Annotated in this window: 22 protein-coding genes; 6 read left to right on the top strand and 16 right to left on the bottom strand. The window is 65.2% G+C overall.

The window, feature by feature from the left end:
• Positions 1–4: 4 nt before the first annotated feature.
• Positions 5–2,758 (bottom strand): DNA translocase FtsK 4TM domain-containing protein, encoded by a 2,754-nt coding sequence (locus ACTJK6_RS09470; protein WP_440838833.1) that lies wholly within the window; start codon positions 2,756–2,758, stop codon positions 5–7.
• 95 nt (positions 2,759–2,853) lie between these two features.
• Positions 2,854–3,639, bottom strand: a complete 786-nt coding sequence (locus tag ACTJK6_RS09465) for an MHYT domain-containing protein (protein WP_440838832.1) — start codon at positions 3,637–3,639, stop codon at positions 2,854–2,856.
• Positions 3,640–3,893: 254 nt separating this feature from the next.
• Between ACTJK6_RS09465 and ACTJK6_RS09460 the strand changes: the two genes are divergently transcribed.
• The gene (locus tag ACTJK6_RS09460; RefSeq protein WP_260804282.1) at positions 3,894–4,475 is read left to right on the top strand and encodes a hypothetical protein; all 582 of its coding nucleotides are present in this window, start codon (positions 3,894–3,896) and stop codon (positions 4,473–4,475) included.
• Positions 4,476–4,498: 23 nt separating this feature from the next.
• Here ACTJK6_RS09460 and ACTJK6_RS09455 read toward each other — a convergent pair whose 3' ends face one another.
• From ACTJK6_RS09455 to ACTJK6_RS09415, 9 genes are all read right to left on the bottom strand, one after another.
• Complete coding sequence (locus ACTJK6_RS09455; RefSeq protein WP_440838831.1) at positions 4,499–5,800, bottom strand: MFS transporter; 1,302 nt, start codon at positions 5,798–5,800, stop codon at positions 4,499–4,501.
• A 54-nt stretch (positions 5,801–5,854) separates the two neighbouring features.
• A complete protein-coding gene (locus ACTJK6_RS09450; protein WP_440838830.1) occupies positions 5,855–6,757 on the bottom strand; it encodes an SMP-30/gluconolactonase/LRE family protein in 903 nt (300 codons plus the stop codon).
• Positions 6,758–6,761: 4 nt separating this feature from the next.
• Positions 6,762–7,607: an NAD-dependent epimerase/dehydratase family protein gene (locus ACTJK6_RS09445; protein ID WP_232039385.1), complete on the bottom strand. Its 846-nt coding sequence runs from the start codon at positions 7,605–7,607 to the stop codon at positions 6,762–6,764.
• Between the two features lies 1 nt (position 7,608).
• Positions 7,609–9,210 (bottom strand): galactarate dehydratase, encoded by a 1,602-nt coding sequence (garD, locus tag ACTJK6_RS09440; protein ID WP_440838829.1) that lies wholly within the window; start codon positions 9,208–9,210, stop codon positions 7,609–7,611.
• Positions 9,211–9,245: 35 nt separating this feature from the next.
• The gene (locus tag ACTJK6_RS09435) at positions 9,246–10,655 is read right to left on the bottom strand and encodes an enolase C-terminal domain-like protein (RefSeq protein WP_440838828.1); all 1,410 of its coding nucleotides are present in this window, start codon (positions 10,653–10,655) and stop codon (positions 9,246–9,248) included.
• Positions 10,656–10,673: 18 nt separating this feature from the next.
• On the bottom strand, positions 10,674–12,026 hold the full coding sequence (locus tag ACTJK6_RS09430) for an MFS transporter (RefSeq protein ID WP_313903718.1): 1,353 nt from the start codon (positions 12,024–12,026) through the stop codon (positions 10,674–10,676).
• A 100-nt stretch (positions 12,027–12,126) separates the two neighbouring features.
• The gene (locus tag ACTJK6_RS09425; protein ID WP_232039382.1) at positions 12,127–13,698 is read right to left on the bottom strand and encodes an aldehyde dehydrogenase (NADP(+)); all 1,572 of its coding nucleotides are present in this window, start codon (positions 13,696–13,698) and stop codon (positions 12,127–12,129) included.
• Between the two features lie 27 nt (positions 13,699–13,725).
• Positions 13,726–14,664, bottom strand: a complete 939-nt coding sequence (gene kdgD, locus ACTJK6_RS09420) for a 5-dehydro-4-deoxyglucarate dehydratase (RefSeq protein WP_232039381.1) — start codon at positions 14,662–14,664, stop codon at positions 13,726–13,728.
• 183 nt (positions 14,665–14,847) lie between these two features.
• Positions 14,848–15,909 (bottom strand): SMP-30/gluconolactonase/LRE family protein, encoded by a 1,062-nt coding sequence (locus tag ACTJK6_RS09415; protein ID WP_440838827.1) that lies wholly within the window; start codon positions 15,907–15,909, stop codon positions 14,848–14,850.
• Between the two features lie 118 nt (positions 15,910–16,027).
• Here ACTJK6_RS09415 and ACTJK6_RS09410 point away from each other — a divergent pair, with 118 nt between their 5' ends.
• The 5 genes from ACTJK6_RS09410 to ACTJK6_RS09390 all read left to right on the top strand — a co-directional run bounded on the left by ACTJK6_RS09410 (position 16,028) and on the right by ACTJK6_RS09390 (position 21,162).
• Positions 16,028–16,924: a LysR substrate-binding domain-containing protein gene (locus ACTJK6_RS09410; protein WP_440838826.1), complete on the top strand. Its 897-nt coding sequence runs from the start codon at positions 16,028–16,030 to the stop codon at positions 16,922–16,924.
• Positions 16,925–16,979: 55 nt separating this feature from the next.
• Positions 16,980–17,345 (top strand): hypothetical protein, encoded by a 366-nt coding sequence (locus ACTJK6_RS09405; RefSeq protein WP_440838825.1) that lies wholly within the window; start codon positions 16,980–16,982, stop codon positions 17,343–17,345.
• Between the two features lie 250 nt (positions 17,346–17,595).
• Positions 17,596–18,243 (top strand): cysteine dioxygenase, encoded by a 648-nt coding sequence (locus tag ACTJK6_RS09400; protein WP_440838824.1) that lies wholly within the window; start codon positions 17,596–17,598, stop codon positions 18,241–18,243.
• Complete coding sequence (locus ACTJK6_RS09395; protein WP_440838823.1) at positions 18,240–19,880, top strand: rhodanese-related sulfurtransferase; 1,641 nt, start codon at positions 18,240–18,242, stop codon at positions 19,878–19,880. Before ACTJK6_RS09400 ends, ACTJK6_RS09395 begins: the two co-directional genes overlap by 4 nt.
• A 394-nt stretch (positions 19,881–20,274) precedes the next feature.
• Positions 20,275–21,162, top strand: coding sequence for an EamA family transporter (locus ACTJK6_RS09390; protein ID WP_343617988.1), 888 nt, complete (start codon positions 20,275–20,277; stop codon positions 21,160–21,162).
• Positions 21,163–21,222: 60 nt separating this feature from the next.
• Here ACTJK6_RS09390 and ACTJK6_RS09385 read toward each other — a convergent pair whose 3' ends face one another.
• From ACTJK6_RS09385 to ACTJK6_RS09365, 5 genes are all read right to left on the bottom strand, one after another.
• Positions 21,223–21,624 carry a type II toxin-antitoxin system MqsA family antitoxin gene (locus tag ACTJK6_RS09385; protein ID WP_232039374.1) on the bottom strand — a complete coding sequence of 134 codons (402 nt, stop codon included), beginning with the start codon at positions 21,622–21,624 and terminating at the stop codon, positions 21,223–21,225.
• 2 nt (positions 21,625–21,626) lie between these two features.
• Complete coding sequence (locus ACTJK6_RS09380) at positions 21,627–21,926, bottom strand: type II toxin-antitoxin system MqsR family toxin (RefSeq protein ID WP_260804329.1); 300 nt, start codon at positions 21,924–21,926, stop codon at positions 21,627–21,629.
• A gap of 74 nt (positions 21,927–22,000) precedes the next feature.
• On the bottom strand, positions 22,001–24,013 hold the full coding sequence (locus ACTJK6_RS09375; RefSeq protein ID WP_232039372.1) for a putative bifunctional diguanylate cyclase/phosphodiesterase: 2,013 nt from the start codon (positions 24,011–24,013) through the stop codon (positions 22,001–22,003).
• Positions 24,010–24,582 (bottom strand): YfiR family protein, encoded by a 573-nt coding sequence (locus ACTJK6_RS09370; protein WP_232039371.1) that lies wholly within the window; start codon positions 24,580–24,582, stop codon positions 24,010–24,012. Before ACTJK6_RS09370 ends, ACTJK6_RS09375 begins: the two co-directional genes overlap by 4 nt.
• Complete coding sequence (locus ACTJK6_RS09365; RefSeq protein WP_440838822.1) at positions 24,579–26,594, bottom strand: TonB-dependent receptor plug domain-containing protein; 2,016 nt, start codon at positions 26,592–26,594, stop codon at positions 24,579–24,581. Before ACTJK6_RS09365 ends, ACTJK6_RS09370 begins: the two co-directional genes overlap by 4 nt.
• Positions 26,595–26,638: the final 44 nt, after the last annotated feature.

Genomic DNA, 26,638 nt, shown 5'->3' with positions numbered 1-26,638 from the left:
GCGGTCACTCCCCACCACCCGGCGCCAGCACCTCACGCTGCCCATTCCGCCCCATCGGCGACACCAGCCCGGCCGCCTCCATCTGTTCGATGAGCCGCGCGGCACGGTTGTAGCCGATACGCAGTTGCCGCTGCACGGAGGAAATCGACGCGCGACGCGTGTTGAGCACAAACGCCGCCGCCTCGTCGTAGAGCGCATCGGCTTCTGCATCTGCGCTTTCGCCACCGAACAAATCGCCGCTCGCGGCAGCTTCCCCCGGATCACCGGCGAGGATGGCCTCGTCGTACTCGGGCTCGCCAAACTGTTTCCAGTGTTCGACCACCCGGTGCACTTCTTCGTCGGCGACGAACGCGCCGTGCACGCGTTGCGGATACCCCGTGCCCGGCGGCAGGAACAGCATGTCACCCTGGCCGAGCAGCGATTCGGCGCCCATCTGGTCGAGAATCGTGCGCGAGTCGATCTTCGATGACACCTGGAACGCCACGCGTGTGGGAATGTTCGCCTTGATCAGGCCGGTGATGACGTCCACCGATGGCCGCTGCGTCGCCAGGATCAGGTGGATGCCCGCGGCACGAGCCTTCTGTGCGAGGCGCGCGATCAGTTCTTCGATCTTCTTGCCGGCGACCATCATCAGGTCGGCCAGCTCGTCGATGACGACCACGATCAGCGGCAGCGTCGAGAGCGGCTCGGGCGCATCCGGCGTCAGCGAGAACGGATTCGGGACCTTGCGCCCGGCCTGTTCTGCCGCGCGGATCTTCTGGTTGTAGCCAGCCAGGTTGCGCACGCCCAGCGCAGACATCAGGCGGTAGCGCTTTTCCATCTCGCCAACGCACCAGTTGAGCGCGTGCGCGGCCTGCTTCATGTCGGTCACGACCGGCGCGAGCAGATGCGGAATGCCCTCGTACACCGAGAGTTCCAGCATCTTCGGGTCGATCATGATCATGCGCACGTCGTCGGGCGTGGCCTTGTACAGCATCGACAGGATCATCGCGTTGACGGCCACCGACTTGCCCGAGCCGGTCGTGCCGGCCACGAGCAGGTGCGGGGCGCGTGCGAGATCTGTCACCACCGGATTGCCGGTGATGTCCTTGCCCATGGCCAGCACGAGGTGCGAGGCATGCGACTGGAAATCCGCCGCGTTCACGACCTCCGACAAGCGGATCATTTCGCGGCGGGCGTTGGGCAACTCCAGGCCCATGCACGTCTTGCCGGGAATGGTCTCGACCACGCGGATGGACGTCACGCCGAGTGCACGCGCCAGGTCCTTCATCAGCGCGACGACTTGCGCGCCGCGCACGCCAATCGCCGGATCGACCTCGAAACGCGTGATGACCGGCCCAGCCGAGGCACCCACGACCGTCACCGGCACCTTGAACTCCGCCAGACGTTGGGCGATCAGGTTGCTGGTCTCCTCCAAGTGTTCAGCGGAGACCGCTTCAGTGCTGGAGGATGCGGCGGTCAGCAATGCGGCGCCCGGCAGGCGGTAATCGACGATGCGCGGTGCAACGGGAGCCGGCACAGGAGCAGGAGCAGAAGCGGGCGCTGCCACGGGTACTGCGGCGATTGCCGGTGGCGCACGTGACACCACCTCCCCCACCACCGCAGGCAAGACGATGCGCGGCTTGGGCGTGGGCAAGGCAGGCGCGACTTCCGGCTGCGTGACCGGCTCGATAGCCGGCGTGGTGGGCAGCGCTTCCGCCTCGGGCAGTGCTTCGAGAATGGGGACGGCTTCAGCTTCAACTAGCGGTTCGGCAACCTGCGGATCTGGCGTCGTCGTTACGGCGGGCGCCATCAGCCCGCGCAGTTCGGCCAGGAGCGCTTCCGCCTCCTGACGCACGGCGTCCAGGTCGACGATGTGGGTTTCTGCAACGGCGGCTTGCGCTTCCACCAACTCCGGCACAGCAGGCTCTGCCACCACAACGGGCTCGCTTGGCGGCGTGGCCTGCGTCACAGGTGCCGCGGATGCTGGTGCTGACACCCTCGTCTGCGTCTGCAGACCCAGTTGCGGTTGATGGAACGGGCTGCTGACGATGGTGGCACGCGGTTTGGGGCGTGCCGGAGGCGCCTGCGGCGGAGTGGGTATTGCGACGGGTGGCGCGGCCTTCGCGCTTGCGGGCGCCTCTGCGGACATGCCCTTCTTTGCATCGATCAGTGGCCAGATCTCGCCCGGCTGCGGCGGCGAGGGGCGCGTTCGCGGGGGTGGCTGCCACGCGGGCTGGCGCCGCGCAGAAACGGCTTCGATGCCGCGGTGACGCACGGCCTGCTGAGCAGCGCCGGTGTTACCGCTCCAACGCGCCTCCCCTGCCCCGCCAAGACCAAGCGCGGTCGGTTTCAAGGCATCGTCAACGGGTTCGTCGTGGCGGGTGTCTGGCTCCGCAGACGTCTCGGCATCAGCCGTGCGGCGGCGGTTGAACACTTGGCCCCACGATCGGCCGAACACCATGGGCGCGACCCAGATCAGCACGCCCAGCATCAGCAGGAACGCACCTGTCCAGCCGAGCATGTGCGAGAAGAGCGACGACACCGCGCGTCCGGCAGCACCGCCAGCCTTGTCCTGCGGGTCGGCGCCAGACGTCAGGGCTTCAAGCGCGGCGCTGGCGCTCAGCGCGACGAGCGTCACCAGCCAGAGCCGCACGGTGCCCCGGCCTTTCAGAAAATCCCGCTCCCCCGCCAGCGCGCGCGTTACATACCGCCAAACCAAGGGCAGCAGCCACACGGTGGAAATGCCAAACCAGCCAAGCACCATTTCAAACGCCATCTACAAATGCCAGGCCGCGATTGTAGCGGTGCGCGCCACCGCGATGAGAATCGCCCGACCGAAAAACACCGGGCCGGGCGTTCTCGCAACATGTTTCAGCGCAGCGTGCCCGATGCAGTGGCGCGTGCGCTGCTTGCGCTGCGCGAGGCTTCGATCAGCAGGATGATCATCAGGATGGTGCCGGCCAGCGCGAACACCGCATAACCGATATTGCTGCCTTCAATGGCGAACAGCGACGGCGAGTAGTTCTGCCCCGTGCAGATCATCGTGCCGGCCGTCATGCCGGTGTAATGCATGCCGCAGACGGCCACGCCCATGACGAGCGCCGCGCCGAACTGCTGACCGCGTGTCTTGACGGTCGTTGCCAGCCACAGCGCGACCATCGACACCAGCACTGCAATCAAGGCCGAGACACCCATGATGGAGATGTCCCAGTCGAAATTGCTGTTGGTGTGCACGGCGGCCATGCCGGTGTAGTGCATCACCGCCACGCCCAGGCCGGTCAGCACGCCACCCTCAGCGACATTTCGCATGCGGTTGCCCTTTGTGCGCGATGCAATGACGAGGCCGCCGGCGGCAAACACCATCACCACCAGCAGCGACACCATTGTCATGAAGAGATCGAACTCGATCCGGACCGGTGTCCGGTAGGCCGCCATGCCGATGAAATGCATCGACCAGACGGCACCGCCGCCGAGGGCTACGCTGGCGCACACGAGCCTGTCCATGTCGATGGCGCCGTTCTTGTTGCGCACGCGTCTGGACCATCGCAAGCCCACATACGCCCCCGCCACTGAGATCAGATACGACAGCCCCACCAGCAGCCAGTCGTACGCATAGGGCACGACCGCGCCCGGCACCGCAGAAAAGCCGTTGAACATGACACACCCTCCCGTTGGGATACCAAAAGACCGCCGGATTGCCGGGCGGTATCGGCCGACTGCCCCCGATTTCTGGGCAGCCACGTTTTCGTTATCGTGTGGCTGGAAATTGGCCTCGATTCGGGCCTTGGTGGGCAAGTATGGCGACGAGTGATTGCCCGGCCAATTACCTGATCTAGGTAACTTTAGGTCCACTTTAGGCCCAGGCCCCCCGCTTGCTTGCGCTATGGGAAATGCGTTTCTCAGGAGGCCCCATGTCGCTCATCGTCGCTGCCCGTTTCGACACGTTTGAACGCGCCGAAGGCGCCGCGCGTGCGCTGTTCGCCCAGCGCTTTTCCGAGGACGATGTGAACGTCTTCTTCGTCAACCCATCCGGCCAGCACGCGGCGTTTCCCATTGGCGGCGACCGCAACGCCGACCCGGGTGCTGCGCGTGCCCATGCAGGCGCGGGCAAGGGAATGGCGATTGGCGCCGCCATTGGCGCCGTCGCCGGGGTGGTGGTGCTGCTTGCGCTGCACGTGGCCGTGCTTTTCTCTGTGGTGGCGGCCGGGGTGGGCGCCTATATCGGCTCGCTGGCGGGTGCGATGTTCGCAACCCGCGACGAGCCCAATCCTGCGCAGCCACCCGACGCCACCTTGCGCACACGCCATTCCGGCGTGCTGCTGGCAGTGCGCGTGACACCCGACCGGGAAGCTGAAGCCGCGCGCATTCTGGCGAGCACCGGCGGGATGGATGTAGAAGAAGCCGCGGGCCGCTGGCGCAACGGCGAATGGGTCGACTTCGACCCACTCAGCCCGGCCAAGCTCAACCCGACGATTGCTCAGCGGGCCGCCTGACCGACGGCCTTTGCAGTTGCGGTTCAGGCAGCCGCGCTGGTTGCCGTGCTGCTCGGCTGCACCGGCACCGGACGCGCCTGGTTGTCGTTGAGCATGGTCCACACGAGGATGGCCGCCACGATGTCGAACACGGCCAGCGCCACGAACAGCGGGTTGTAGCCGATGGTCGTTGCCAGCGTGCCGACCGCCAGCGAGAAGAGCATGCCGCCCATGTAGCCCGACATGCCCGTCAGCCCCACGGCCGTGCCGACTTCATGCTTGCCGAACATGTCGGACGTCAGCGTGTAGAGCGCGCCAGAGAGCGTCTGGTGCGCAAAGCCGCCCACGCAGAACAGCGCAATCGCCGTGTAGGGGCTCGTCGCCAGACCAATGCAAGCCGGGCCGATCATGCACAGACAGCCCGTCACCATCACCAGCTTGCGCGACGTCACAAGCGATACCGAGAACCGCTTCTGGAACCATGGCGCCAGATAGCCGCCCAGCACGCAGCCCACGTCCGCCGCCAGGAACGGCAGCCACGCAAACAGGGCAATTTCCTTCAGGTTCATATGGCGCTCGGTGGCCATATAAAGCGGAATCCAATAATTGAACGTCTGCCACGCCGGCTCCGACAGAAAGCGCGGAATGGCGATACCCCAGAACCGTCGCCCGCTGACGATCTTGCCCCATGAGGGCTTGGGCACGTTGGCGGTGTCATCCGGCGTTTCCTGGCCTGCGCGGATGTAGTCACGCTCTTCTTCCGACAGGCGATGGTGCTTGGCCGGCACGCGATACAACAGGAACCACAGCACGCTCCACACCAGCCCGATCCCACCGATCACGGCAAAGGCAAAACGCCAGTTGCCGTGCAAAATGCACCAGACCACCAGCGGAGGCGCCACAACCGCGCCCACGGACGAGCCGATGTTGAACCAGCCGGTTGCAATCGACCGCTCCTTGGCCGGGAACCACTCTGCCGTTGCCCGCAGCGCCGACGGGAAACCCGCCGCTTCCGTCATCCCCAGCATCGCCCGGAACGCGGCCAGCGACAGCCAGCTTCCCGCCGTACTGTGCAGCAGGCAGACCACCGACCACGCCGCTGCAAACAGCGCAAAACCCAGCTTGGTGCCCAGCACGTCAAGCACGTAGCCCGCCACCGGCTGCATCACCATGTAGGCCGCCTGGAATGCAGCGACGATATAGCCGTACTGCTGCGTGCTGATGTTCAGCACCTTGTTCACTTCGGGCGCCGCCACGGCCAGCGCATTGCGGGCCAGGTAGTTCATGATCAGTCCGCTGAGTACCAGGACGATGATCCACCAGCGCAAGCCTTTGATGGGTTTCATGTGTTGTCTCCTAAGAGCCCCGGTTTGTTCTTATGTGCGGGGCGTATTGCAGGTTCAGAGGTGCAAGACGGGTTCGGGCAATCCGGTCACGCCCGGGCGCACTGCAAACGTGGCGCCCGAGAGCGGGTCGTCGCCGATCAGGATCGACGTCACGAACAGGGTATCCAGCCCAGGCCCGCCGAACGCGCACATGGCAGGTTTGGACGTGGGAATGGCGATGCTGCGATCGAGACGACCGTCCGGCGTGAAACGATGCACAAACCCCGCATCGTTGCCGCAGATCCAGTAGCAACCGTCGGCGTCAACCGCGGCGCCGTCGGGGCGGCCCGGGTACGCATTCATGTCGATGAAGACGCGGCGGTTGTGCGGCGTGCCGCTGTCGATGTCGTAGTCGAAGGCCCAGATGGTCTGGCGGCTTGCGTGCGAATCCGACAGGTACATCGTCTTGCCATCGGGACTGAAGGCCAGGCCGTTCGGCACGATCAGATCGTCAATGACGGCATCGACACGCCCTGCGCGAGCGGCCTCCGCGTCAAAGCGATACAGCTTGCCGAGCGGCAGACCGAGCGAGGTGTCGAACACCATCGTGCCGGCCCACAGACGGCCCTGGCGGTCGCAGCGGCCGTCGTTGAAGCGCATGTCGGGGCGCGAGTGCGCCACCGTGGCGAGACGCTGCAGCGGGCCAAGCTCGGCGTCGGCGCGGGGCTGTAGCGCGAGGAAAATGCCCGTCTCCATGGCCATCGCCCAACCGTTGGACGTCATGGCAATACAGCCGGCCATCTCGGGCAGCGCCCAGCTGTTGGTCTGGCCGGAGAAGAAGTTCCAGCGCCACAGCCTGCGGCCCGGAATATCCGTCCAGTACAGCGCCTGCTCGCCGGCGTGCCAGATGGGGCTTTCGCCCACACCGCATTGCATGCTGCCAACGCGCTCGACAGTCGGCTCTACATTCACGTGCATTGCGTCAGTCTCCGAACGGGCCGGCTTTGACAAACGCTCCGCCCTGGTACTGCGCAGCCGGGTCATCGGCGGGCAGCGGCGGTTGTGCTTCGACCTGGGCGCGGAAGATCTCGCTCGTCTCCGTAGGTGTGTAGCCAAGGTGCGCGGCGTGGCGGTTGTCCCACCAGCGGTCGCGGTTGTTCGACATGCCGTAGACCACGGTAAAGCCCACGCTCGGCACGAACAACGCGCGGCGGATGAGTTGCTCCAGATCGTCATAGCCGAGCCAGGTGACGAGCATGCGGCGGTCCTTCGCTTCGGCAAACGAAGAGCCGATGCGGATGGCCACCGTTTCGATGCCGTAGCGATCGAAATAGAAGCTGGCCAGCTGCTCGCCAAAGACCTTGCTCAGCCCGTAGTAGCCATCGGGCTTGGTGGGCGCGGTGCTGTCGATCACCTCGCCCTGCTTGTAGAAACCGATGGTGTGGTTCGAGCTGGCGAACACGATGCGGCGCACGCCATGGCGACGTGCGGCTTCGTACAGGTTGTAAGTGCCCGCGATATTGGCCGGCAGAATCTCTTCAAACGGCCGCTCAACCGACACGCCGCCCAGATGCACGATCGCATCCGTGCCGGCAACAAGCGCATCGACGGCCTTTGCATCAGCCAGGTCGCACGGTGCGAGCTCCTCGCCGGTGCGCGCTTCGCCGAGATTTGATATATCAGACAAGCGCAAAAAATCGGCGTACTTGGGCAGGCGCTCGCGCAGCACCTTGCCGAGGTTGCCGCCTGCGCCAGTGAGCAGCAGGCGGTGGCAACGCGTGGTCACCCCCGCGAGCGGGTCGGGTTGAACGTGTACTTCAGTGGTCATATCAGGTCACCGGGGCGGGATTGAACAGAGCCAGCGCATTATGCAGGCCCAGCTTGTCGGCGCAAACTTCCTTGCGTCCGCTCGCCACGTCAAGAATCAGGTGGAACAGCTCCCAGCCGATGTCGGCAATGGTCGCCTCGCCCGTGGCGATGCGGCCAGCGTCGAGATCGATCAGGTCATGCCAGCGCTCGGACAGCGCCTTGCGCGTCGATACCTTGATGACCGGCGCCATGGCCAGTCCATACGGCGTGCCGCGGCCGGTGGTGAACACCTGGAGGTTCATGCCGGAGGCCAGCTGCAACGTGCCGCACACGAAGTCACTCGCGGGAGTGGCCGCAAAGATCAGGCCCTTGCGACGCACCTTCTCGCCGGGGCCAAGCACGTCGACGATGGGCGTGCTGCCCGACTTGACGATCGAACCGAGCGCCTTTTCCACCACGTTCGACAGGCCGCCCTTCTTGTTGCCCGGCGACGGGTTGGCGCTGCGGTCGGTCTGACCGCCGCTCAGGTAGTTGTCGTACCAGGCCATCTCGCGCAGCAGCGCACGGCCGACGTCTTCATCGATGGCGCGCGGCGTGAGCAGGTGAATGGCGTCACGCACTTCGGTGACTTCCGAGAACATCACGGTGCCGCCTGCACGTACGATCAGGTCGGCCGCAAAGCCCACAGCGGGGTTGGCCGTCACCCCCGAGAACGCATCGCTGCCCCCGCACTGCACCCCGACCACGAGGTCGGATGCCGGGCAGGTTTCGCGCTGGCGCTTGTTCAGGTGTTCCAGGCGGCGCTCGGCCATCTCCATGATGGCGTCGGTCATGCCGATGAAGCCGTCGAAGGCTTCGTCCTGCAGGCGCAGCACGGGCGAATCCGCCGTGCCGGCAACTTCGATGGGAATGCGGCCGCCGGGTGCGAGCCTTTCCGGCACAAGGCGTTCGGGCACGAGCTTTTCGCAGCCCAGGCCGATCACCATGATCTCGCCGCCAAAGTTCGGGTTGAGCGCCAGGTTCTGCAGCGTGCGAATCGGCACGATGGCGGCCGGCGCGTTGATGGCGACGCCACAGCCGTACACATGGTTCAGCGCCACCACGTCGTCAACGTTCGGGAAGCGCGGCAGCAGCTCGCGCTTGATGCGGCCAACGACGTAGTCCGTCACACCGGCCACGCATTGCACGCTGGTCATGATGCCGAGCACGTTTTTCGTGCCGACCGTGCCGTCTGCGTTGCGATAGCCCTCGAACGTGTAGCCCTCGAGTTTGGCGAGTTTTGGATCGGGGCGCGTGGCCAGTGGCAGCTCATCCAGCGCGGGAGCGGACGGCAGCTTCACAGCGTGCTCGTTGACCCAGCTACCGCGCGGCAGCGGCTTCACGGCATGGCCGATCACCTCGTTGTAGCGGATGATCGCGTCGCCTTCGGCCAGGTCGACCAGCGCCACCTTGTGGCCCTGTGGAACGCCTTCCACGAGCACAGTGCCATCGGCCAGTGCGGTGCCGGCAGGCAAGCCGCGTGCGTTGACGACGATGGCGACGTTGTCGCTGTCGTGCACGCGGATCGTCAGCGCCTTTTCAGTTGCGTTGCCGGCCTCGGGGGCCAGCGTCGGTTCAGACATCACAGACTCCGTGATTGATACAAACGGGTTTTGCTTCAACGCCCCAGGCTCGGACGTTTCGGATCGTACGTCCAGCCCGGCACGAGGTATTGCATGGCCATGGCGTCGTCACGCGCGCCGGGGCCCAAAGTCTTGTACAGCGCATGGGCCGCCATGACGCGGTCCATGTCGATTTCGATACCGAGGCCCGGGCGCTCCGGCACGGCCACATGGCCACCCTGGATGCGCAGCGGCTCCCGCGTCAGGCGCTCCTCGGCCTCCTGCCAGATCCAGTGCGTGTCGATGGCCGTGATGTTGCCCGGCGCCGCTGCGGCCACGTGCGTGAACATCGCCAGGGACACGTCGAAATGGTTGTTGGAGTGCGAGCCCCACGTCAGGCCCCACTCGTCGCACAACTGCGCAACGCGCACGGAGCCTTGCATGGTCCAGAAATGCGGATCGGCCAGCGGAATATCGACCGCGTGCAGCTGGACGGCGTGGCCCATCTGGCGCCAATCGGTCGCGATCATGTTGGTGGCCGTCGGGATGCCGGTGGCGCGCTTGAATTCGGCCATCACTTCACGGCCCGAGTAGCCGGCTTCGGGGCCGCACGGATCTTCGGCATAGGCCAGCAGATGCCCTTGGCCCTTGCACAGGGCAATCGCCTCGTTCAGCGACCATGCGCCATTCGGGTCCAGCGTGACACGGGCTTGCGGAAAGCGCGCCTTGATGGCGGCAATCGCTTCCATCTCTTCAGCGCCGCGCATCACGCCGCCCTTGAGCTTGAAATCGGCAAAGCCGTAGCGCTCGGTGGCGGCTTCGGCCAGGCGGGCGATGGCGGCGGGCGACATGGCGGCTTCGTGGCGCAGGCGTAGCCAGTCGTCGGCGCCGCTGGCGCCATCCAGGTACGGCAGATCGGTCTTGCGGCGATCGCCCACGTAGAACAGGTAGGCGAGCATCGGCGCGCTATCGCGCTGCTGACCGGCGCCTAGCAGCTCTGCCACCGGCACCTCCAGAAACTGGCCAAGCAGATCGAGCAGCGCGGCTTCCACCGCCGTGATGACGTTGTCCATGCGCAGGTTGATCTCGTGCGGCTGGCGCAGCACGGCGGCTTCCGAAGCGGAGGTCACCTGGTGCACCGTCGCCTGATGCGCGGCATTGCCGCCACCGGCCAGCGCCCGGCGAATGCTGTTCAGCACGCCGTTTGTACGACCGATAGATTGACCAACCACCAGCGGAATCACGCGCTCCAGCGCCCGACGGATGCCCTCCCCGCCCGGCACCTCGCCCACGCCGGTGCGCCCGGCGTTGTCCTTCAGGATGACGAGATTGCGCGTAAAGAACGGAGCATGCGCACCGCACAGGTTCAGTAGCATGCTGTCGCGGCCTGCGACCGGCATCACCTGCATCTCCGTCACACGCGGCGTGTGCGTGCGTGCACTGGACTCGATCGATTGCAACGTCACTTGCAAGGCTCCTCTGGCTTACAGCGGCTTGAGTTCCACACGCTTGATCTCGCCCACCATGAACAGGTAGCAGACGATGGCAACCGCCGCGTGGATACCGACGTACACCAGCGCACCGTTGAACGAACCCGTGGTGTTGACGATGTAACCGATGGCGATGGGCGTGGTGATGCTCGACAGGTTGCCGAACGTGTTCATCAGCGCGCCCGACAAGCCGGCGATCTGCTTGGGCGCCGTATCCGAGTTCACGGCCCAGCCCAGCGCCCCGAGGCCCTTGCCGAAGAACGACAGCGCCATCACCGCCACCACGATGGCTTGCGCGTCGACGTAGTTGCAGATCACCATGGTCATGGAGAGCAGCATGCCCAGCACGATGGGCACCTTGCGCGCCACCGACAGTGAAGCACCACGGCGAAGCAGCGCGTCAGAAATGATCCCGCCCAGGATGCCGCCCAGGAAACCGCACACCGCGGGAATCGACGCGACGATGCCCGCCTTCAGGATCGACATCCCGCGCGCCTGCACCAGATACACCGGAAACCACGTGATGAAGAAGTACGTGAGCGCATTGATGCAGTACTGCGCGATGTACACACCCATCAGCATGCGGTTCTGCAGGAGTTGCTTCACGTAGCCGAGCTTCGGCCCCTCGGCCTTGGCCACGCCCGCGCGGTCCATGTTGACCAGGCCGCCCCCGGCTTCGATGTACTCGATTTCGGCGCGGTTCACGCCCGGGTGGTCCTTCGGTTCGTGCACGAATGCCTTCCACACGACCGCCATGACGATGCCGATCACGCCCATCACGATAAACACGTGATGCCAGCCGAACGCGTGCACCAGCCAGGCCATCAGCGGGGCAAACACCACCGTGGCGGCATATTGCGCAGAGTTGAAGATGGCCGCTGCGGTGCCGCGCTCATTGGCCGGAAACCAGGCTGCCACGATACGGCTATTCGCCGGGAAGGACGGCGCCTCTGCCGCCCCTACTAGGAAGCGCAGGCAGAACACCATGATGATGGCGGTGGCACCGGTAAAGAAGCCGATCGCGCCCTGCGCCAGTGTGAACAGCGACCACAGCAGAATGCTGAACGTGTACACGCGCTTGGAACCGAAGCGGTCAAGCAGCCAGCCGCCCGGAATCTGGGCAATCACGTAGGCCCACCCGAACGCCGAGAAAATATAGCCAAGCGACACGGCATCGATGCCGAGTTCCTTCTGCATGGCCGAGCCGGCAATGGAGATGGTCGCCCGATCGGCGTAGTTGATGGTCGTCACGATGAACAGCATCGCGAGGATCACGAAACGCACGCGGCTCATGCGCTCAGCGCGCGGAACGGCCTGTGCTCCCACTGCAGGGGCTTTGATGTCCATCGTCTCCTCCTTAAGCCGGCACCCGTCGTGCCGGTCGGTTCAAGTTGCCGGGTCCTGTTCGGCCCGGCGTGTTGTTTTTTGCTATTCGACTGTTACGGCTTCAGGCCCAGCTTCCATCCACCAGGCGGCGCAGCTTGAGCGGATTGGCGTCCTGCAGGGCCTCGGGCAGCAGTTCGGCCGGCAGGTCCTGGTAGCACACCGGGCGCAGGAAGCGCTCGATGGCCGCCGTGCCGACCGAAGTCGTGCGTGCATCCGTGGTTGCCGGCCAGGGGCCGCCGTGCACCATGGCGTGGCACACCTCGACGCCGGTCGGCCAGCCGTTGGCCAGAATGCGGCCCGCCTTGCGTTCCAGAATCGGCAGTAGCGAACGCGCGATAGCTGTGTCGCCGGCGTCCAGATGCAGCGTGGCGGTCAACTGGCCTTCGAGCGATTCGGCCAGCGTGCGCAGCTCCTCTGCGTCGCGGCAACGCACGACCAGGCCGGTCGCGCCGAAGATCTCGTCGTGCAGCGCCGGCTGCGCCTGGAAGCTCTTCGCATCGGTGATGTAGAAGCCGGCTTGCCCGCGGTTGGGTTGGTCGCTCTCTTGCCCGCGTGCGACGCACCGCACGTTGGCCTCGGCGGCCAGCTTGTCGACACCGCGCGTGTAAGCGGTGTGGATGCCGGCCGTGAGCATCGGCTGCGCAGCCACGTCGCCCATGGCGGCAGCGGCGGCAGCTTCAAAGGCATCGAGTTCCGGCCCATCGATGGCGAGCAGCAGGCCCGGGTTCGTACAGAACTGGCCCGCGCCCATCGTGAGCGACGCCACGTATTGCTGGCCCAGCGCAGCGGCGCGCTTGGCCAGAGCATCGGGCAGCAGGAAGACTGGGTTGATGGCGCTCAGTTCACCGTACACCGGAATCGGCTGCGGACGGGCCTGCGCAATGCGCAACAGCGCCTGGCCGCCGGCGCGCGAGCCCGTAAAGCCAACTGCCTGGATACGCGGATCTGCCACCAGTGCGCCAGCCGCATCGTTATCCGCCAGGATGAGCGAGAACACGCCCTCCGGCAGCCCGCACTGGGCAACCGCAGCCTGAATGGCGCGACCCACCAGTTCGGACGTACCCGGGTGCGCCGGATGCGCCTTCACGACCACCGGGCAACCCGCAGCCAGCGCCGACGCGGTATCACCACCCGCCACGGAGAACGCCAGCGGGAAGTTGCTCGCACCAAACACCGCCACCGGGCCCAGCGCAATGCGGCGCATGCGCAGGTCCGAGCGCGGCAGCGGCTTGCGCTCCGGCAGGGCCGAATCAAGGCGCGCGCCCACCGCATCGCCGGCACGCACCACGCTTGCGAACAGGCGCAGTTGGTTGCACGTGCGGCCACGCTCGCCTTCCAGGCGCGGACGCGGCAGTGCCGATTCGGCCATCGCGCGTTCGATCAGCGCATCGCCCAGCGCTTCGATCTGGCTGGCGATGGCTTCCAGGAAGGCGGCGCGGGTTTCCGGCGCGGTCTCGCGGTAAACGTCAAAAGCCGCGGCGGCCAGTTCAGCAGCACGCGCGGCATCGGCCTTGGAGGCCAGGGTGAATTCAGGTTCGAGCCATTCCCCGGTGGCGGGGTTCATGGCGCGAACCTTGCCGGCACCACCCGCTACGCGGGTGGCACCCAACAACAGTTCGCCGCTCAATTGCATTTCGATTCCTTGTGTTTTCGGTTGCGCTCAGGCCGCCAGCTTTTCCACTTCGGCAATGCGCGACACCAACGCAGACAGTTCTGCCGTCTCGGCATCGGTCAGGTCGGTCAAAGGGGCACGGACCGGACCTGCATCACGGCCAATGACCTTCATACCGGCCTTGACGATCGACACCGCATAGCCGCGCTTGCGATTGCGCAGCTGGATGTACGGCAGCACGAATTCGTTGAGCATCTTGTAGACCTTGGCATTGTCGAACGCTCGCACGGCGGCGTAGAACTCTAGCGCGAACTCCGGCACGAAGTTGAAGATGGCCGACGAATATGTCGACACACCCATCGTCAGGTACGGCAGAGCAAAGGTCTCGGCGGTCGGCAGGCCACCAACGTAGGTAAAGCGGTCGCCCAGGCGGGCGTAGATGCGGGTCATCAGTTCCAGGTCGCCCACGCCGTCCTTGAAACCAACCAGGTTCGGGCAGCGGTCGGCCAGGCGTTCGAGGTGGTTTTCGTCCAGGATCTGGTTGGCGCGGTTGTAGACGATCACGCCCAGCTTCGTCGAGTTGCAAACCTGCTCCACGTGCGCTGCCACGCCATCGGCAGAGGCTTCGGTCAGGTACGGCGGCAGCAGCAGGATGCCGTCGGCGCCGGCCGCTTCAGCGGCCTTGCAGTATTCGATCGATTCGGCCGTGCCGCGGCCCGCCGGGGCGATCACCGGAATCTTGCCGCCGGTTTCCGCCACGGCAGCGCGCACCACGCGGTCGGTTTCAGCCGCGGTGAGCGAGAAGAATTCACCCGTGCCACCCGCGGCAAACAGGCCAGCGGCATCGTGGCTGAACAGCCAGTTCAGGTTGGCGCGATACGCTGCCTCGTCGAACGACAGGTCCGACGCCTTGAAGTGCGTGACCGGGAAGGACAGCAGGCCGGAGCCGATCTGTTGGGCGAATTCTTTGGGGCTGTATCGGGACATGTCTCGCTCGCGATGAATGCGTGTTGTTGATGAGCGAATTTTTGCACCCGCATCGATTCAAGTCCAAGCCAACTGCTGACTCGATTAATACAAAACTTGTATTGATACAGGGTCTTCCCTAGGTGAGCAATTCCCTTGCTGCAGCCGCACGTGACGGCGCGGCCGCGTCTGGTCAGTGGCGCGTCACACCGCGCCCTCGGCCTCCACATAAAGGGCGTACAGGGAATGCGAACTGGCCATGTACAGACGGTTGTTCTTCGGCCCGCCGAAGGTCAGGTTGGGGCAGCGCTCCGGCAGGTGGATGAAGCCGATCGGCTTGCCGCGCGCGTTGAAAATCTTCACGCCGTCGTAGTCGGCTGAATTGATGCCCAGGCGCCCGTCCGAGCCCCAGCCGCACCAGAGGTTGCCATCGCGGTCGACGCGAAAGCCATCCAGCGCGCCCGCGCCGTTAGCGTCGATCAGCTTGGTCTTGTTGGACGCCGTGCCGTCGGGCGCAATGTCGTAGCTCCAGATGCTGCGCGACGGCGTGCCCTTCCACTCGACCACGTAGAGCTTCTTCTCGTCGGGCGAGAACGCCAGGCCGTTCGGGTTGACGAGGTCGGTGATGATTGCGCGGATGCTGCCGTTCGGATCGATCCGGTAGACGTTGGTGGTGGCCTGTTCCGGCTGCGCCTTGAAGCCCTCCCAGTTGCCGTTGATGCCGAACGTCGGGTCCGTGAACCAGATGCTGTCGTCGGACTTGACGACGATGTCGTTGGGCGCGTTCAGCCGCTTGCCCTGGTATTGATCGGCCAGCACGGTGATGCTGCCGTTGAATTCGGTGCGTGTGATGCGCCGCGTAACCGAGTGCTCGCACGTGACGAGGCGCCCTTGCCGGTCGCGCGTATTGCCGTTGGCGTAGTTCGACGGCTCGCGGAACACGCTGAACGCGCCGTTCGTCTCGTCGTATTTCATGATGCGGTTGTTCGGAATGTCGCTCACCAACAGGTAACGCCCGGCGGGAAAGTAAACGGGCCCTTCGGCCCAGCGCATGCCGGTGGCGAGCTGCTCTACCGAGCTGCTGTAGAGCCGGTATTTCAGAAAGCTCGGGTCCAGCACTTCCACCGCCACGTCGGGGTAGCGCGCGTTCGGCTTGAAGCCTTCGATCTTCTGCGCGCCGGCCAAGCCGCTGGCCGCTGCAAGGCCTGCGCCTGCCGCGTTCTTAAGAAACCTGCGACGGCCAACTTCCGCGCTTTTCATGGACATGCTTGTCTCCTGATGGTTGTTATTGGCCCTTCAAGCCGAAGGGGCGCGCCGATTCTTGCACCGGCGATCTTTCCCATCCAAGATAAGCACTGACTCAATCCATACAGGTTTTGAATCGATGTTTGAACTCAGCCAACTCCGCTGCTTTGTCGCCGTGGCCGAAGAACTGCATTTCGGGCGGGCGGCCGAACGCCTGCACATGACGCAGCCGCCCCTGTCGCGCCAGGTGCGCCTGCTCGAACACCAGGTTGGCACAGAGCTGCTGGAGCGCAACAGCCGCTCGGTCAAGCTGACGGCGGCGGGCCGCAGTTTTCTGCCCGATGCGTCGCGCATCCTGCGGCTGGCCGATGAAGCGGCGGCCACGGCGCGGCGCGTGGCCACGGGCGCTGCCGGGCAGTTGGCGATCGGCTTTACCGCGTCGGTCGGCTACGGGAAGTTGCCTTCGCTGGTGAGCGCCGTGCGGGCGGCTTCACCGGGCGTGCGATTGACGCTCAAGGAGATGGTGAGCGGCGCACAACTCTCGGCGCTGGATGCGCGCGAAATCGACGTCGGCCTGCTGCGCCCGCCGGTGGAGCACGGCGAACTGATTGCCGTGCCGTGCTCGCAGGAAGCGCTGGTGATCGCCCTGCCGGAAGCGGTTGCCGACAGCTGGCCGCAACGCCCCAGCCTGCGCGATTGCGAGGGCCAACCGCTGCTCATGTATTCGCCATACGAGGCACGCTATTTCCACCAGATGGTGAGTAGCCTGTTCGAGCGTGCCGAGGTGTTGCCCGACATCGTTGAATACGTCAGCCAGATCCACTCGATGCTGGCGCTGGTGCGTGCAGGCATTGGCGTGGCGCTCATCCCGGCGGCGGCGGCCATGCTGCACTTCGAGGGCGTCGTCTACCGCCCGGTGCGCACCACGCCGGCCAAGCCGGTCGAACTCTGGATGGCCTATCGGAAAGACAACGACAACCCCGTGTTCAACCTGCTCAAGACGGTGTTGCACAACTTGCTTGCCGAGAGGTCCTGACCTCACACGGCACCGCACTTGCTGGAGCCATGGCGATCCCGACCCGGAGACCGCCATGCCGCAAACACCCCACAACATTCCACACTCGGCCCTGTGGCTCGCCGCAGCGGCCATCAGCTTGACCGTGGTGGCGCTACCGCACCCCGCCCACGGCAAACTTCCGCCGCCTACGCCGGCCGAACAAGCCGCCGCAGCCCAGCAGGCCGAGACGGAACGCGCACAAAAAGCGCAAGAGCAAGCCCAGTTGACCGAAGTGCAGGACCGCTTGGCGGCACGCTTTGGCAAGGGCGGCAACAACGCCCCGGGCGCCACAACTCCAGCCACCAACCTGCCTAAGAACGTCGCGGAAGCGCCGGGTACTGCCGGCCCGCATGGCGGCTCGCGACCGAGCGCGGAATCCCATTCGGGCAACGCCCGCTAGGCCCCAAGCGGAAGCCCGCGCGTCAAAGGTGGAAGCCGCCGCGGGTGGCAATACGGCCTGCCCCTTGACCATGCATCAATCGCCCCGTTGATCAGCATCGACACGATCGCGACGTGCTGTGCAGCCGAATCCACGCTCTGCACGACAACTCCGCGCGGCTCCCAGTCGGCCGCACGGCACTGGGGGTTTCAGTAGACGCCTCCGCCCAAGTCCAGCAAGATGCGCAGAACCCCACATCAGGAACTTGCCGATGAGCACGCCTGCCCGCGCTGCCGTGTCCGCTGCGGCATCCGCACAACCCCAGTCCACGGTGCCGCTGCGTGATTTCGTGACCGCTCTGTCGCGCCTGCTGGATCAGCAGCCGACCGAAGCCGAAATCCTCTCGCGCGCCGGTGCCCTGCTCGGCGCGCTTGTCGCCCACGACGACTGGCTACCCGCTGAATACGCGCAGCCGCACCCCGAACACTTCCAGCAGTTCCTGCTGCATGCCGATTCGGGCGAGCGCTTTTCCATCGTCAGCTTTGTCTGGGGCCCGGGCCAGCGCACCCCCATTCACGACCACACCACGTGGGGCCTGATCGGCATGCTGCGCGGCGCTGAATACTCGCAACCGTTCAAGCTCGACGCACAAGGCAAACCCCAACCGGACGGCCCCGCCATCCGCCTGGAGCCCGGCGCTGTGGAGCGCGTTTCCCCGCGCATTGGCGACATCCACCGCGTGCACAACGCCTTTGACGATCGCACCTCGATCAGCATCCACGTGTACGGCGGCAACATCGGCGGCATCCACCGCTCCGTCTATACGGAAGACGGCGAGCGCAAGCCCTTCGTCTCCGGTTATTCGAATACCCACCTGCCCAATCTCTGGGACCGTTCCAAGGACACGCCCGCACCATGAGCAGCCCTATCGACGCCATCGAATCGCTGGTCGCCGCACCGCTGGCCGAAACCCATGTCCCGACGCTAGCGTATGCCGACGTGCGCGCCGCCCTGCTGGCCCGCAAGGAGATCGCGCTGGTCGACATCCGCGAGGAAGACCCGTACGCCCAGGCGCATCCGCTGTGGGCGGCCAACTTGCCGCTCTCCCGGCTGGAGCTGGAAGCGTGGTCGCGCATTCCGCGCCGCGATACCTTGATCGTGCTGTACGGCGTGCACGATGGTGTGGACCTCGCCCCGCAAGCGGCGGCCAAGTTGGCCGAACTCGGCTACACGCGCGTGTACCTGCTCGAAGGTGGCCTCGATGGCTGGCGCGCCGCCGGCGGCGAGGTGTTCCAAGACGTGAATGTCCCCAGCAAGGCCTTCGGCGAATACGTCGAGGCGCACCGCCATACGCCGTCGTTCAGCGCGCAGGAGGTCAAAGCACTGCTCGACGCCAAGCGCGACGTGGTCATCGTCGATGCGCGTCGCTATGAAGAATTTCAGACCATGAGCATCCCCACGGCGACGAGCGTGCCGGGTGCAGAGCTGGTGCTGCGCATCCGCGAGCTGGCGCCCGACCCGAGCACGCAGGTCATCGTCAATTGCGCGGGTCGCACGCGCAGCATCATCGGCACGCAATCGCTCGTGAATGCCGGTATTCCCAACCCGGTGGCGGCACTGCGCAACGGCACCATCGGCTGGCTGCTGGCCGACCAAGTGCTGGACCATGGCGCCAGCCGCCGTCACCCGCTGGACGTGTCCGCCGAAACACGCGCGCAAGCCCAGGCCGATGCACGCGCCGTGGCTGAGCGCGCCAACGTGCCGCGCATAGCGCTGGCCGACGTTGCCAAATTGGAGGCGCCGGACCGCACGCTCTACAAGCTCGACGTGCGCACGCCCGAGGAATACGCCGCCGGCCATCTGCCCGGCTTCGCGAGCGCGCCCGGGGGCCAGCTCGTGCAGGAAACCGACCACACCGCCGCCGTGCGCGGCGCGCGCATCGTCCTGGCCGATGACGACGGCGTGCGCGCCGACATGTCCGCCTCGTGGCTCGCGCAAATGGGCTGGGAGGTCTATGTCGTAGATCCGGTCTGCGCCAGCGAGCGCAGCGTCACCGGTACATGGCAGACACCCGCTCCGCAACCTCCCGCCGCGCGCACGGTCGACGCCCGCGCCCTGGCCGGCTGGCTGGAAGCGGGCGACACCGCCGTCATCGACGTCACACGCAGCGCCAATTACGTTGCGCGGCATATTCCGGGCGCGTGGTTTGCCGTGCGCTCGGATTTGCCCGCGGCGCTTGCGCGCATCCCGGCGGCACGCCGCTACGTGCTGACGTGCGGCTGCAGCCAGCTCGCCCGTTTTGCCGCCGCCGATCTTGCCAAGCTGACCCAGGCCGAGGTGTGGGTGCTGGACGGAGGCACCACGGCATGGGTGGCCGCCGACCTGCCCGTTGAAACCGGCGAGACCCGCCTCGCATCAAACCGCATCGACCGGTACCGTCGCCCGTATGAAGGCACGAGCGCCCCGCGCACGGCGATGCAGGGGTACCTCGACTGGGAGTTCGGTCTGGTGGAGCAGTTGCGGCGCGATGGCACGCACGGGTTCCGGGTCATCTGAAGGGCCACCAAGGTTCGGAACGTCAGGCTTGGCGTTCTGAACTCGACACTTGGGGTTCCAACACTCCACGCTTGAGGTTCCAGACGCCGCGCTTGAGGTTCCGAACTCCACCGTTGGCGTTCGGAACGTGACGGGTGGCGTTCTGAACCTCGATATCTCGTAGTTCGAACGCCGACATTGAGGTTCTGAACGCCATGCATGGGGTTCAACACTCGGCACGCCGGGTTCGTAACCCCGATTGCGAGGTTCGGAACACGGCGATTGAGGTCTCAAACCTCGCATACGCCTCAGCTCACTTGCTTGCTAACGCCGCTCACAACGAGCGATAACAAAACTCGTTTTGCGCATGAGCCGGCGTTGAGTAGCATCGGGACTTCCTCGCAGAGGTCCCGTCATGTCCCCCTTCATCGCCCTGTGCCTGCTCATCACCTACGTGGTGTGGGGCACAACGTATCTCGCCATCCGCTTTGCGCTGACCGATTTGCCGCCCTTCCTGATGATGGGCTCGCGCTTTCTGGCTGCAGCGTTGCTGCTCGCTCCGCTGGTCATCCTGCGCCAGCGCAAGCAGCCGGAAGATCGGCCGACCATGCGCCAGGTCCGCAACTGCGCATTGATCGGCGCCTTCATGCTGGTGGGCGGCATGGGCATGACGGCAGTGGCCGAGCAGACCATCTCGTCGGGTGCGACCACGGTGATGATCGCGTCGATGCCGCTGTTCTCCACGCTGTGGACGCTGCTGGCCGGTGGCCGCCTGCGTGCCTATGAGATCGGCGCCATTGCGCTGGGCAGCATCGGGATTGCGGTGTTGTTTCGCGGGGCGGAGTTCCAGGCCAGCACAGTCGGCGTGCTGGCGCTGACCACCGCCATTGCGTCATGGTCGTTCGGCTCGCAACTCTCCAAGCGCATCGACATGCCCAAGGGCATGACGGCGTTCGTATTGGAGATGGCTTTTGGCGGCGTGGCGCTCGTACTGCTCAGCCTGATCACGGGCGAAGTGTGGCCGAAGCACATCGGCATGCATGCCGCGCTCGCATGGGGCTACCTCGTGGTATTCGGCTCGGCCATCGCATTCACCGCCTACATGGCGCTGGTGGAGCGCGTGTCCACCGTCATGGCGACAAGCTATGTGTATGTGAACCCGCCCATCGCCCTGCTGATGGGCGCATGGCTTGCAGATGAAGTCGTCGCGCCGCAAACGCTGGGCGCCACGGGCATCATCCTGGCGGCCGTGGTGGTGCTGACGGCCGGGGCAACGCGCGCGGCGCGGCGGGCGGCTGCTTGAACGTGCCCGATGGTGCTCGAAAAAAAGCCCGCACATTGGCGGGCTTTTCTTTTGAGGCGATCAAGCCGTCTTGATTTCAGCCAGCAGATCGGGGTGATGGTCGAGAAGCTTCAAGAGTTTCACCAGCGCCAGAGACGGCTTCGTCTTACCGGTTTCATAGCGCGAGAACGCATTGACGCCGCCACCAAAAATCTCGGCGGCCTCGCGCTGGTCCAGATTCAGTTTGCGACGCACAGTCGCGATGTAGGCGGGGTCAATGTAGGCCGAATTCACCTGGCGCTGGAAGGCGGACACCAGCTCGCCATATCGGTCGCCCTCGCCGCGTTCGAGCACAATTTCATCGCATGCCGGGCAGAAATCCCCCGTCACAGAGGGGATGACAGTGGCCTCGCCCTTGTAGACGTATGGCACATCGCGTGTGTCATGAATCAGCTCGGCGGCACCACAGCTCGGGCATTTCATGGTCAAAGCTCCTTGAAGGAAACGATCAGCACACCATCAACAACGGTCAGCTTCAGGTAGATGTCTTGCCCGCGCGCCTTGGCGTGATAGACGTCTTGCCACACGCGGTGGTCGGCATGGGTCGTCATGCTCTTGTAGAAGCAGCGGGGCGTCAGCGTCATGACGACTGCGCACATGCCCGCCAGATCCGTGATACCTAGCTCGAGCGCTCCCTCGTATGCACTGCGTGTCGCGCGCACGCTGCCGGATCGGATCAGTTCGCGAACGAGCGACAGTTTGGCGTGTGGCGTACGTTTTTCCATGCGCGCCAACTTAACCTACTTGGTTAGTATACCAAATAGGTTAATTCCGAGAAACCGACTTGAAGCGGGAAACGTTACCCCGCCAACGACGACGGCAACGACCCGCTCGGCACTGCATCGTCCTCGGCGTCGGCAGCGATGTCGCTGTCCGAAACGTTGTCCAGCCGGTTGAGCCACGCCATCAACGCGTCGGCGTGCTGCGGGCGCGAGAACAGATAGCCCTGCCCCAGGTCGCATCCGGCGTTGCGCAGCAATGCGAGCTGCTCGGGGTCTTCCACGCCTTCGGCCACCACTTGCATGCGCAGGCTATGCGCCATGGCGATCACCGCGCCGGCAATGGCTTCACCGTCGCCGGGCATGCGCTGCACGAAGCTGCGGTCGATCTTGAGCTTCTGGATCGGGAAACGCTGCAGATACGCCAGCGACGAATACCCGGTGCCGAAATCGTCAATCGACAGGCTGATGCCGGCCGCGTGCAGGGATTCGAGCAGCGCGATGTTGGCCTCGATGTCTTCCATCAGCACGCTCTCCGTAATTTCGAGTTCGAGCTGATTCGGCGGCATGCCGGTTTCGCGCAGCACGTCCATGACGTTTTCCACGAGGGCCGGGTCGCGCGTCTGCCGCGCCGACAGGTTGACGGCCACCCGCAGCGTGACGCCGTCTTCGCGCATCCAGCGCACAGCCTGCTGGCACGCGGTGCGCAGCACCCATAGGCCGAGCGGCACGATCAGGCCGGTTTCTTCCGCCACGGCGATGAACTCGCCGGGCCCGATCAGGCCGATCTCCGGATGGCGCCAGCGCACCAGTGCTTCCACGCCATAGACGTTTGCCTTGGAGAGCACCGCGTCGTGCGCGTCTTCGGTCCGCAGGCGCACCTGTGGCTGGTAGGCCAGCAGCAGTTCCTCGCGATCGAGCGCGCGGCGCAGATCGGCTTCCACGCGCAGGCGGCGGCGCGCCTGCTGGTCCATCTCCGACGTGAAGCTCGCGGCTGCGTTCTTGCCGTGGTTTTTGGCGTGGTACATCGCCGTGTCGGCGTTGCGCGTGAGTACCTGCACGTCGCGTGCGTCATGCGGATACAGGCTCACGCCCACGCTCGCCGTCACGTAGATCTGATGCAGGTCGAGCGCGAACGGCGCCGCCAACGCGGCAAGAATGCGTTTGGCCAAGCCATCGGCCAGCGTTGCCGCTTCCGTGTCGGCAATCTGCGCACGGCCAGACAGCTCGGCGATCACCGCAAATTCGTCCCCGCCGATGCGGCACAGCACGGCACGCAGGTTGGCTTGGTCGATCACGTCGTTCAGCCGCCGCGCAACCTGGCGCAGCAGGCGGTCGCCGTTGTTGTGGCCCAGCGTGTCGTTGACGACCTTGAAGTTGTCCAGATCCAGCAGAAGCAGCCCCACTGCACCCGCCTGACCCGCGCGCTTGAGCGACACCTGCAGGCGCTCGTTGAAGGCATGCCGGTTCGGCAGTTCCGTGACGGAATCGATGTGGGCGAGGTAGTCCAGATGCGCCTCTGCCTGCAGCACCGCACGGCGCATGCGGGCAATCACGAGATACGCCAGACCCATCGCGCCGATGCCCACCGACACCGTCAGCACGGCATAGCCGAGCAGTTGCATGTACAGCTCGGTCAGGCTGGAGCGCACTACCACATAGCCGATCACGCGGCGCTCCGACTCCACCGGCTCCACCACCTCCAGCGTGGTGAGCGTGGACACATCCGACTCGCGCAGCATGGCGGCATCGGGCGCGCGCACCGGCGCGGCATCGTGGTGCTGATACAGCGCCAACGGCTTGCGCAGCGCACTGAAAATACCTGCCGCACGCAACGGCGGCGAGGCCTCCAGCGCGGCCAGGGTTTCTTCTGCGGCACGACGGTCATTGAAGAGCAGCGCGGCCACGCTGTTGGCGCCCACGATGCGCGCCTGCACATGCACGTCGCGCACCAGCGCCGCATGCAGCGCGATGAACTGGAACACGATGAGCAGGAAGCCGGCGATGGTCAGCGCCGCGCCGGCACCGGCCATGTTGGCCCGCACCATGGAGTGCCCCAGGCGGGGCCGAGGAGTCGTAATCGACAGGCTCATTGCACGGTCCTAGCCAGGCGCAGCAGTTGCGAGCTGAGCTGCAGACGGGCCTGCCGCGCGGCCACTGCATCGATGTCGAAAACCACGCGATCGTCATGCAGCGTCAACGCGATCATCGGTTCGGGGTTGCCGGCCACGCGCTCGCTCTTTGGGCTGTCGGACACCGTCAGCACCGGCGTGCCCGGGTCGAGGCGCACGCCGTTCTGGGCGCGCGCGTCAAACACCAGGACATGGCAGCCGGCAACGGTGCCATCGTTGATCTTTCGGATTTCCAGGCGGTGTCCGCGCACGGGTTTTCCTGTCAGTTTTTCCAAGGCCGCCTGCAACGGATGTTGGGCGGTCACGCACACCACCATTGGCGCGTCGGCCTGCATGACATCAGCCGGCCAGTTGGTGAACAGCGCAAAGTTATAGATGAACGCCGCCTTGACCTGCACCTCGCTGGCCTGCATTTGCGCGTGCGTGGCACCCATCCATGCCACACCTGCCAGCACAGCGCCCAGCACCGCGCATAACCTGCGCGGTCGTCGCCATTGGGCGCGTCGGACGATGCCGTGCGGGGCTTTCATCGGAAGGTGTAGGTGAATTTCACGCGAAAGGCACGGCCATCCTGCTCGACGGACGGCTGCGGCAACTCCGGCCCCGCTGGATCCGCATAGCGCCGATCGAACAGGTTGTAGATACTGGTCGACATCTCCAGATTGGGCGCCAACCGTGCCGCCAGCAAGGTCAGGTTGGCGATCCAGTAACCGCCCACCTGGCCGGCTGTCGTCAGCCGGTTGCTGATGTACTGCGCCTCGATACCGGCACGCCAGTCGCTGCGCCAAACAGGAGCGGTGGCGTTGACCTTGAGCATGTGACGCGGCGAGTTGCTCAACGTCTGGCCGGTATCGACATCTTCGGAACGCTGGAAGCTGTAGCTCGTGCGCAGGCGCGTGCCGCCCGGCCAGTTCTGCTCGTAGCCGAGTTCTGCGCCGCGCGTGCGCACGCGCGCTACGTTGCTGAAAAAGAGCAGCCCGGTGTTCGGGTCTTGGCTTTGGCTGATCAGGTTGGAAACGTTGTTCTGAAACACCGACAAGGTCGCCTTGCCGCCTGCCGCAACTTGTTGCTCGACTACCGTTTCATACGTGCGTATGCGTTCGGCCGACAGCCCATTGGTGACTTGTTGGCCGCCGGGCGCACTGGTCTGGTAGTTCAGCTCGTAATCGTTCGGCGCGCGATAGGCCATGCCGTAGATCGCCTTGACGGTGGTCGTTGGGGCGGCATGCCAGATCAGGCCCACGCGCGGGCTGAAGATGCCCGGCGCAAAACTCGTGTGGTCGTAGCGCAGGCCCGTGTCCAGCACCCAGTCCCGATGGAGCATGAATTGATCCTGCACATACACGCCCACGCGGTTGTTGTCGCGATGGTCGTCCAGGTAGCTGGCGTATGGCGCTGTATCGAAATTGCGCATCGCATCACGGTAGTCGCGCTGCAGCTCCGTGCCGATGACCAGCGTGTGGCGCTCGATGCGGCGCGTCACGAACTTGAGTTCCGTGCCGTACCACGCCGTGTCGAATAGATCGCGGTTGATGCCGACCGGTGGTGGGTTGTACGCGTAGTCCCCCTGCGAGACATAGCGGCCCCAGAACAGCCGCGCCGTCACGTCGGTCGTGTCGTCCAGCGCGTGCTGCCACGTGCCGTTGAACATCTGCCGCGTGTCGACGGTGCGCGAGCGCGGGTCGTTGAAGCTTTGGTCGTACGGCGCGGTCGGCACGCCCTTCGTACGATCGACGTAGCCGAAGGTCAGCCCGAACTCGCCAAAACTGCCCTTGGCAAACAGGCGCTTGGCGCGGTCGTAATCCATGCCGCGGGCCACGCCATCGCTCACGCCCGGCTGGTTGAACTCGGAAAAGTAGAGGTCGCGCCCCGGGGCATCGTTCACGCTGGCCGACAGCAGCCATTCGGCGCCGTTCTCGGCCCGCCTGCCCCACGTCACTCGGGCATCCCGCGCATTGGCGCTGCCCGTTGATCCGCTGGCCTGCACGCCGTCAATGTCACGGCCTCGCTTGGTGATGATGTTGATCACACCGAACAGCGCGTTCGATCCGTACACCGCCGACCCGGCTCCGGGCACGTACTCCACCCGCTCGATCAGGTCGACGTTGAGAATGGCTTCGGAGCCGACGGCCGCCTGGTCGAAGATGGGATCGTTGGTGCGATGGCCGTCAATGAGCAACAGGAAGCGCGTGTCGTAGTCGCCCGCGCGCAAGAAGCCGCGTGCGCCCAGCGTGGTGTAGTTGCGGTCGTAGTTGGTGTACAGCCCCGGGAGACTGCCCAGGATGTCGGCCAGCGTGCGCCAGCCATAGGCTTTGATATCCGCCGCCGTGATGACGGAAACATTGGCCGGTGCCTCATTCGCGGCTTGCGCGTACTTGGACGCCCCGGTGACGACTTGCACCTGCATGAGTTGCTCGATGGGCAGTGCGGTCAGATCGGTGACGTCTGTTTGTGCCTGCGCCGTGCGGCAAAGCAGCGCAGCGGCCACCGCAAACATTTGCGCACACCGCTTCGGCTTGGAGGGCGCGCGCGGCAAGCGCATGGGCAACGCGAATGAATGCTCAGCACTCGGGTGTTTGCGGCAAC

Source organism: Ralstonia sp. 22086, assembly GCF_052045975.1.
GTDB classification, from domain to species: domain Bacteria; phylum Pseudomonadota; class Gammaproteobacteria; order Burkholderiales; family Burkholderiaceae; genus Ralstonia; species Ralstonia wenshanensis.
Note: the sequence above shows the minus strand (reverse complement) of the source record. Positions and strands in the feature narration are given on the sequence as shown.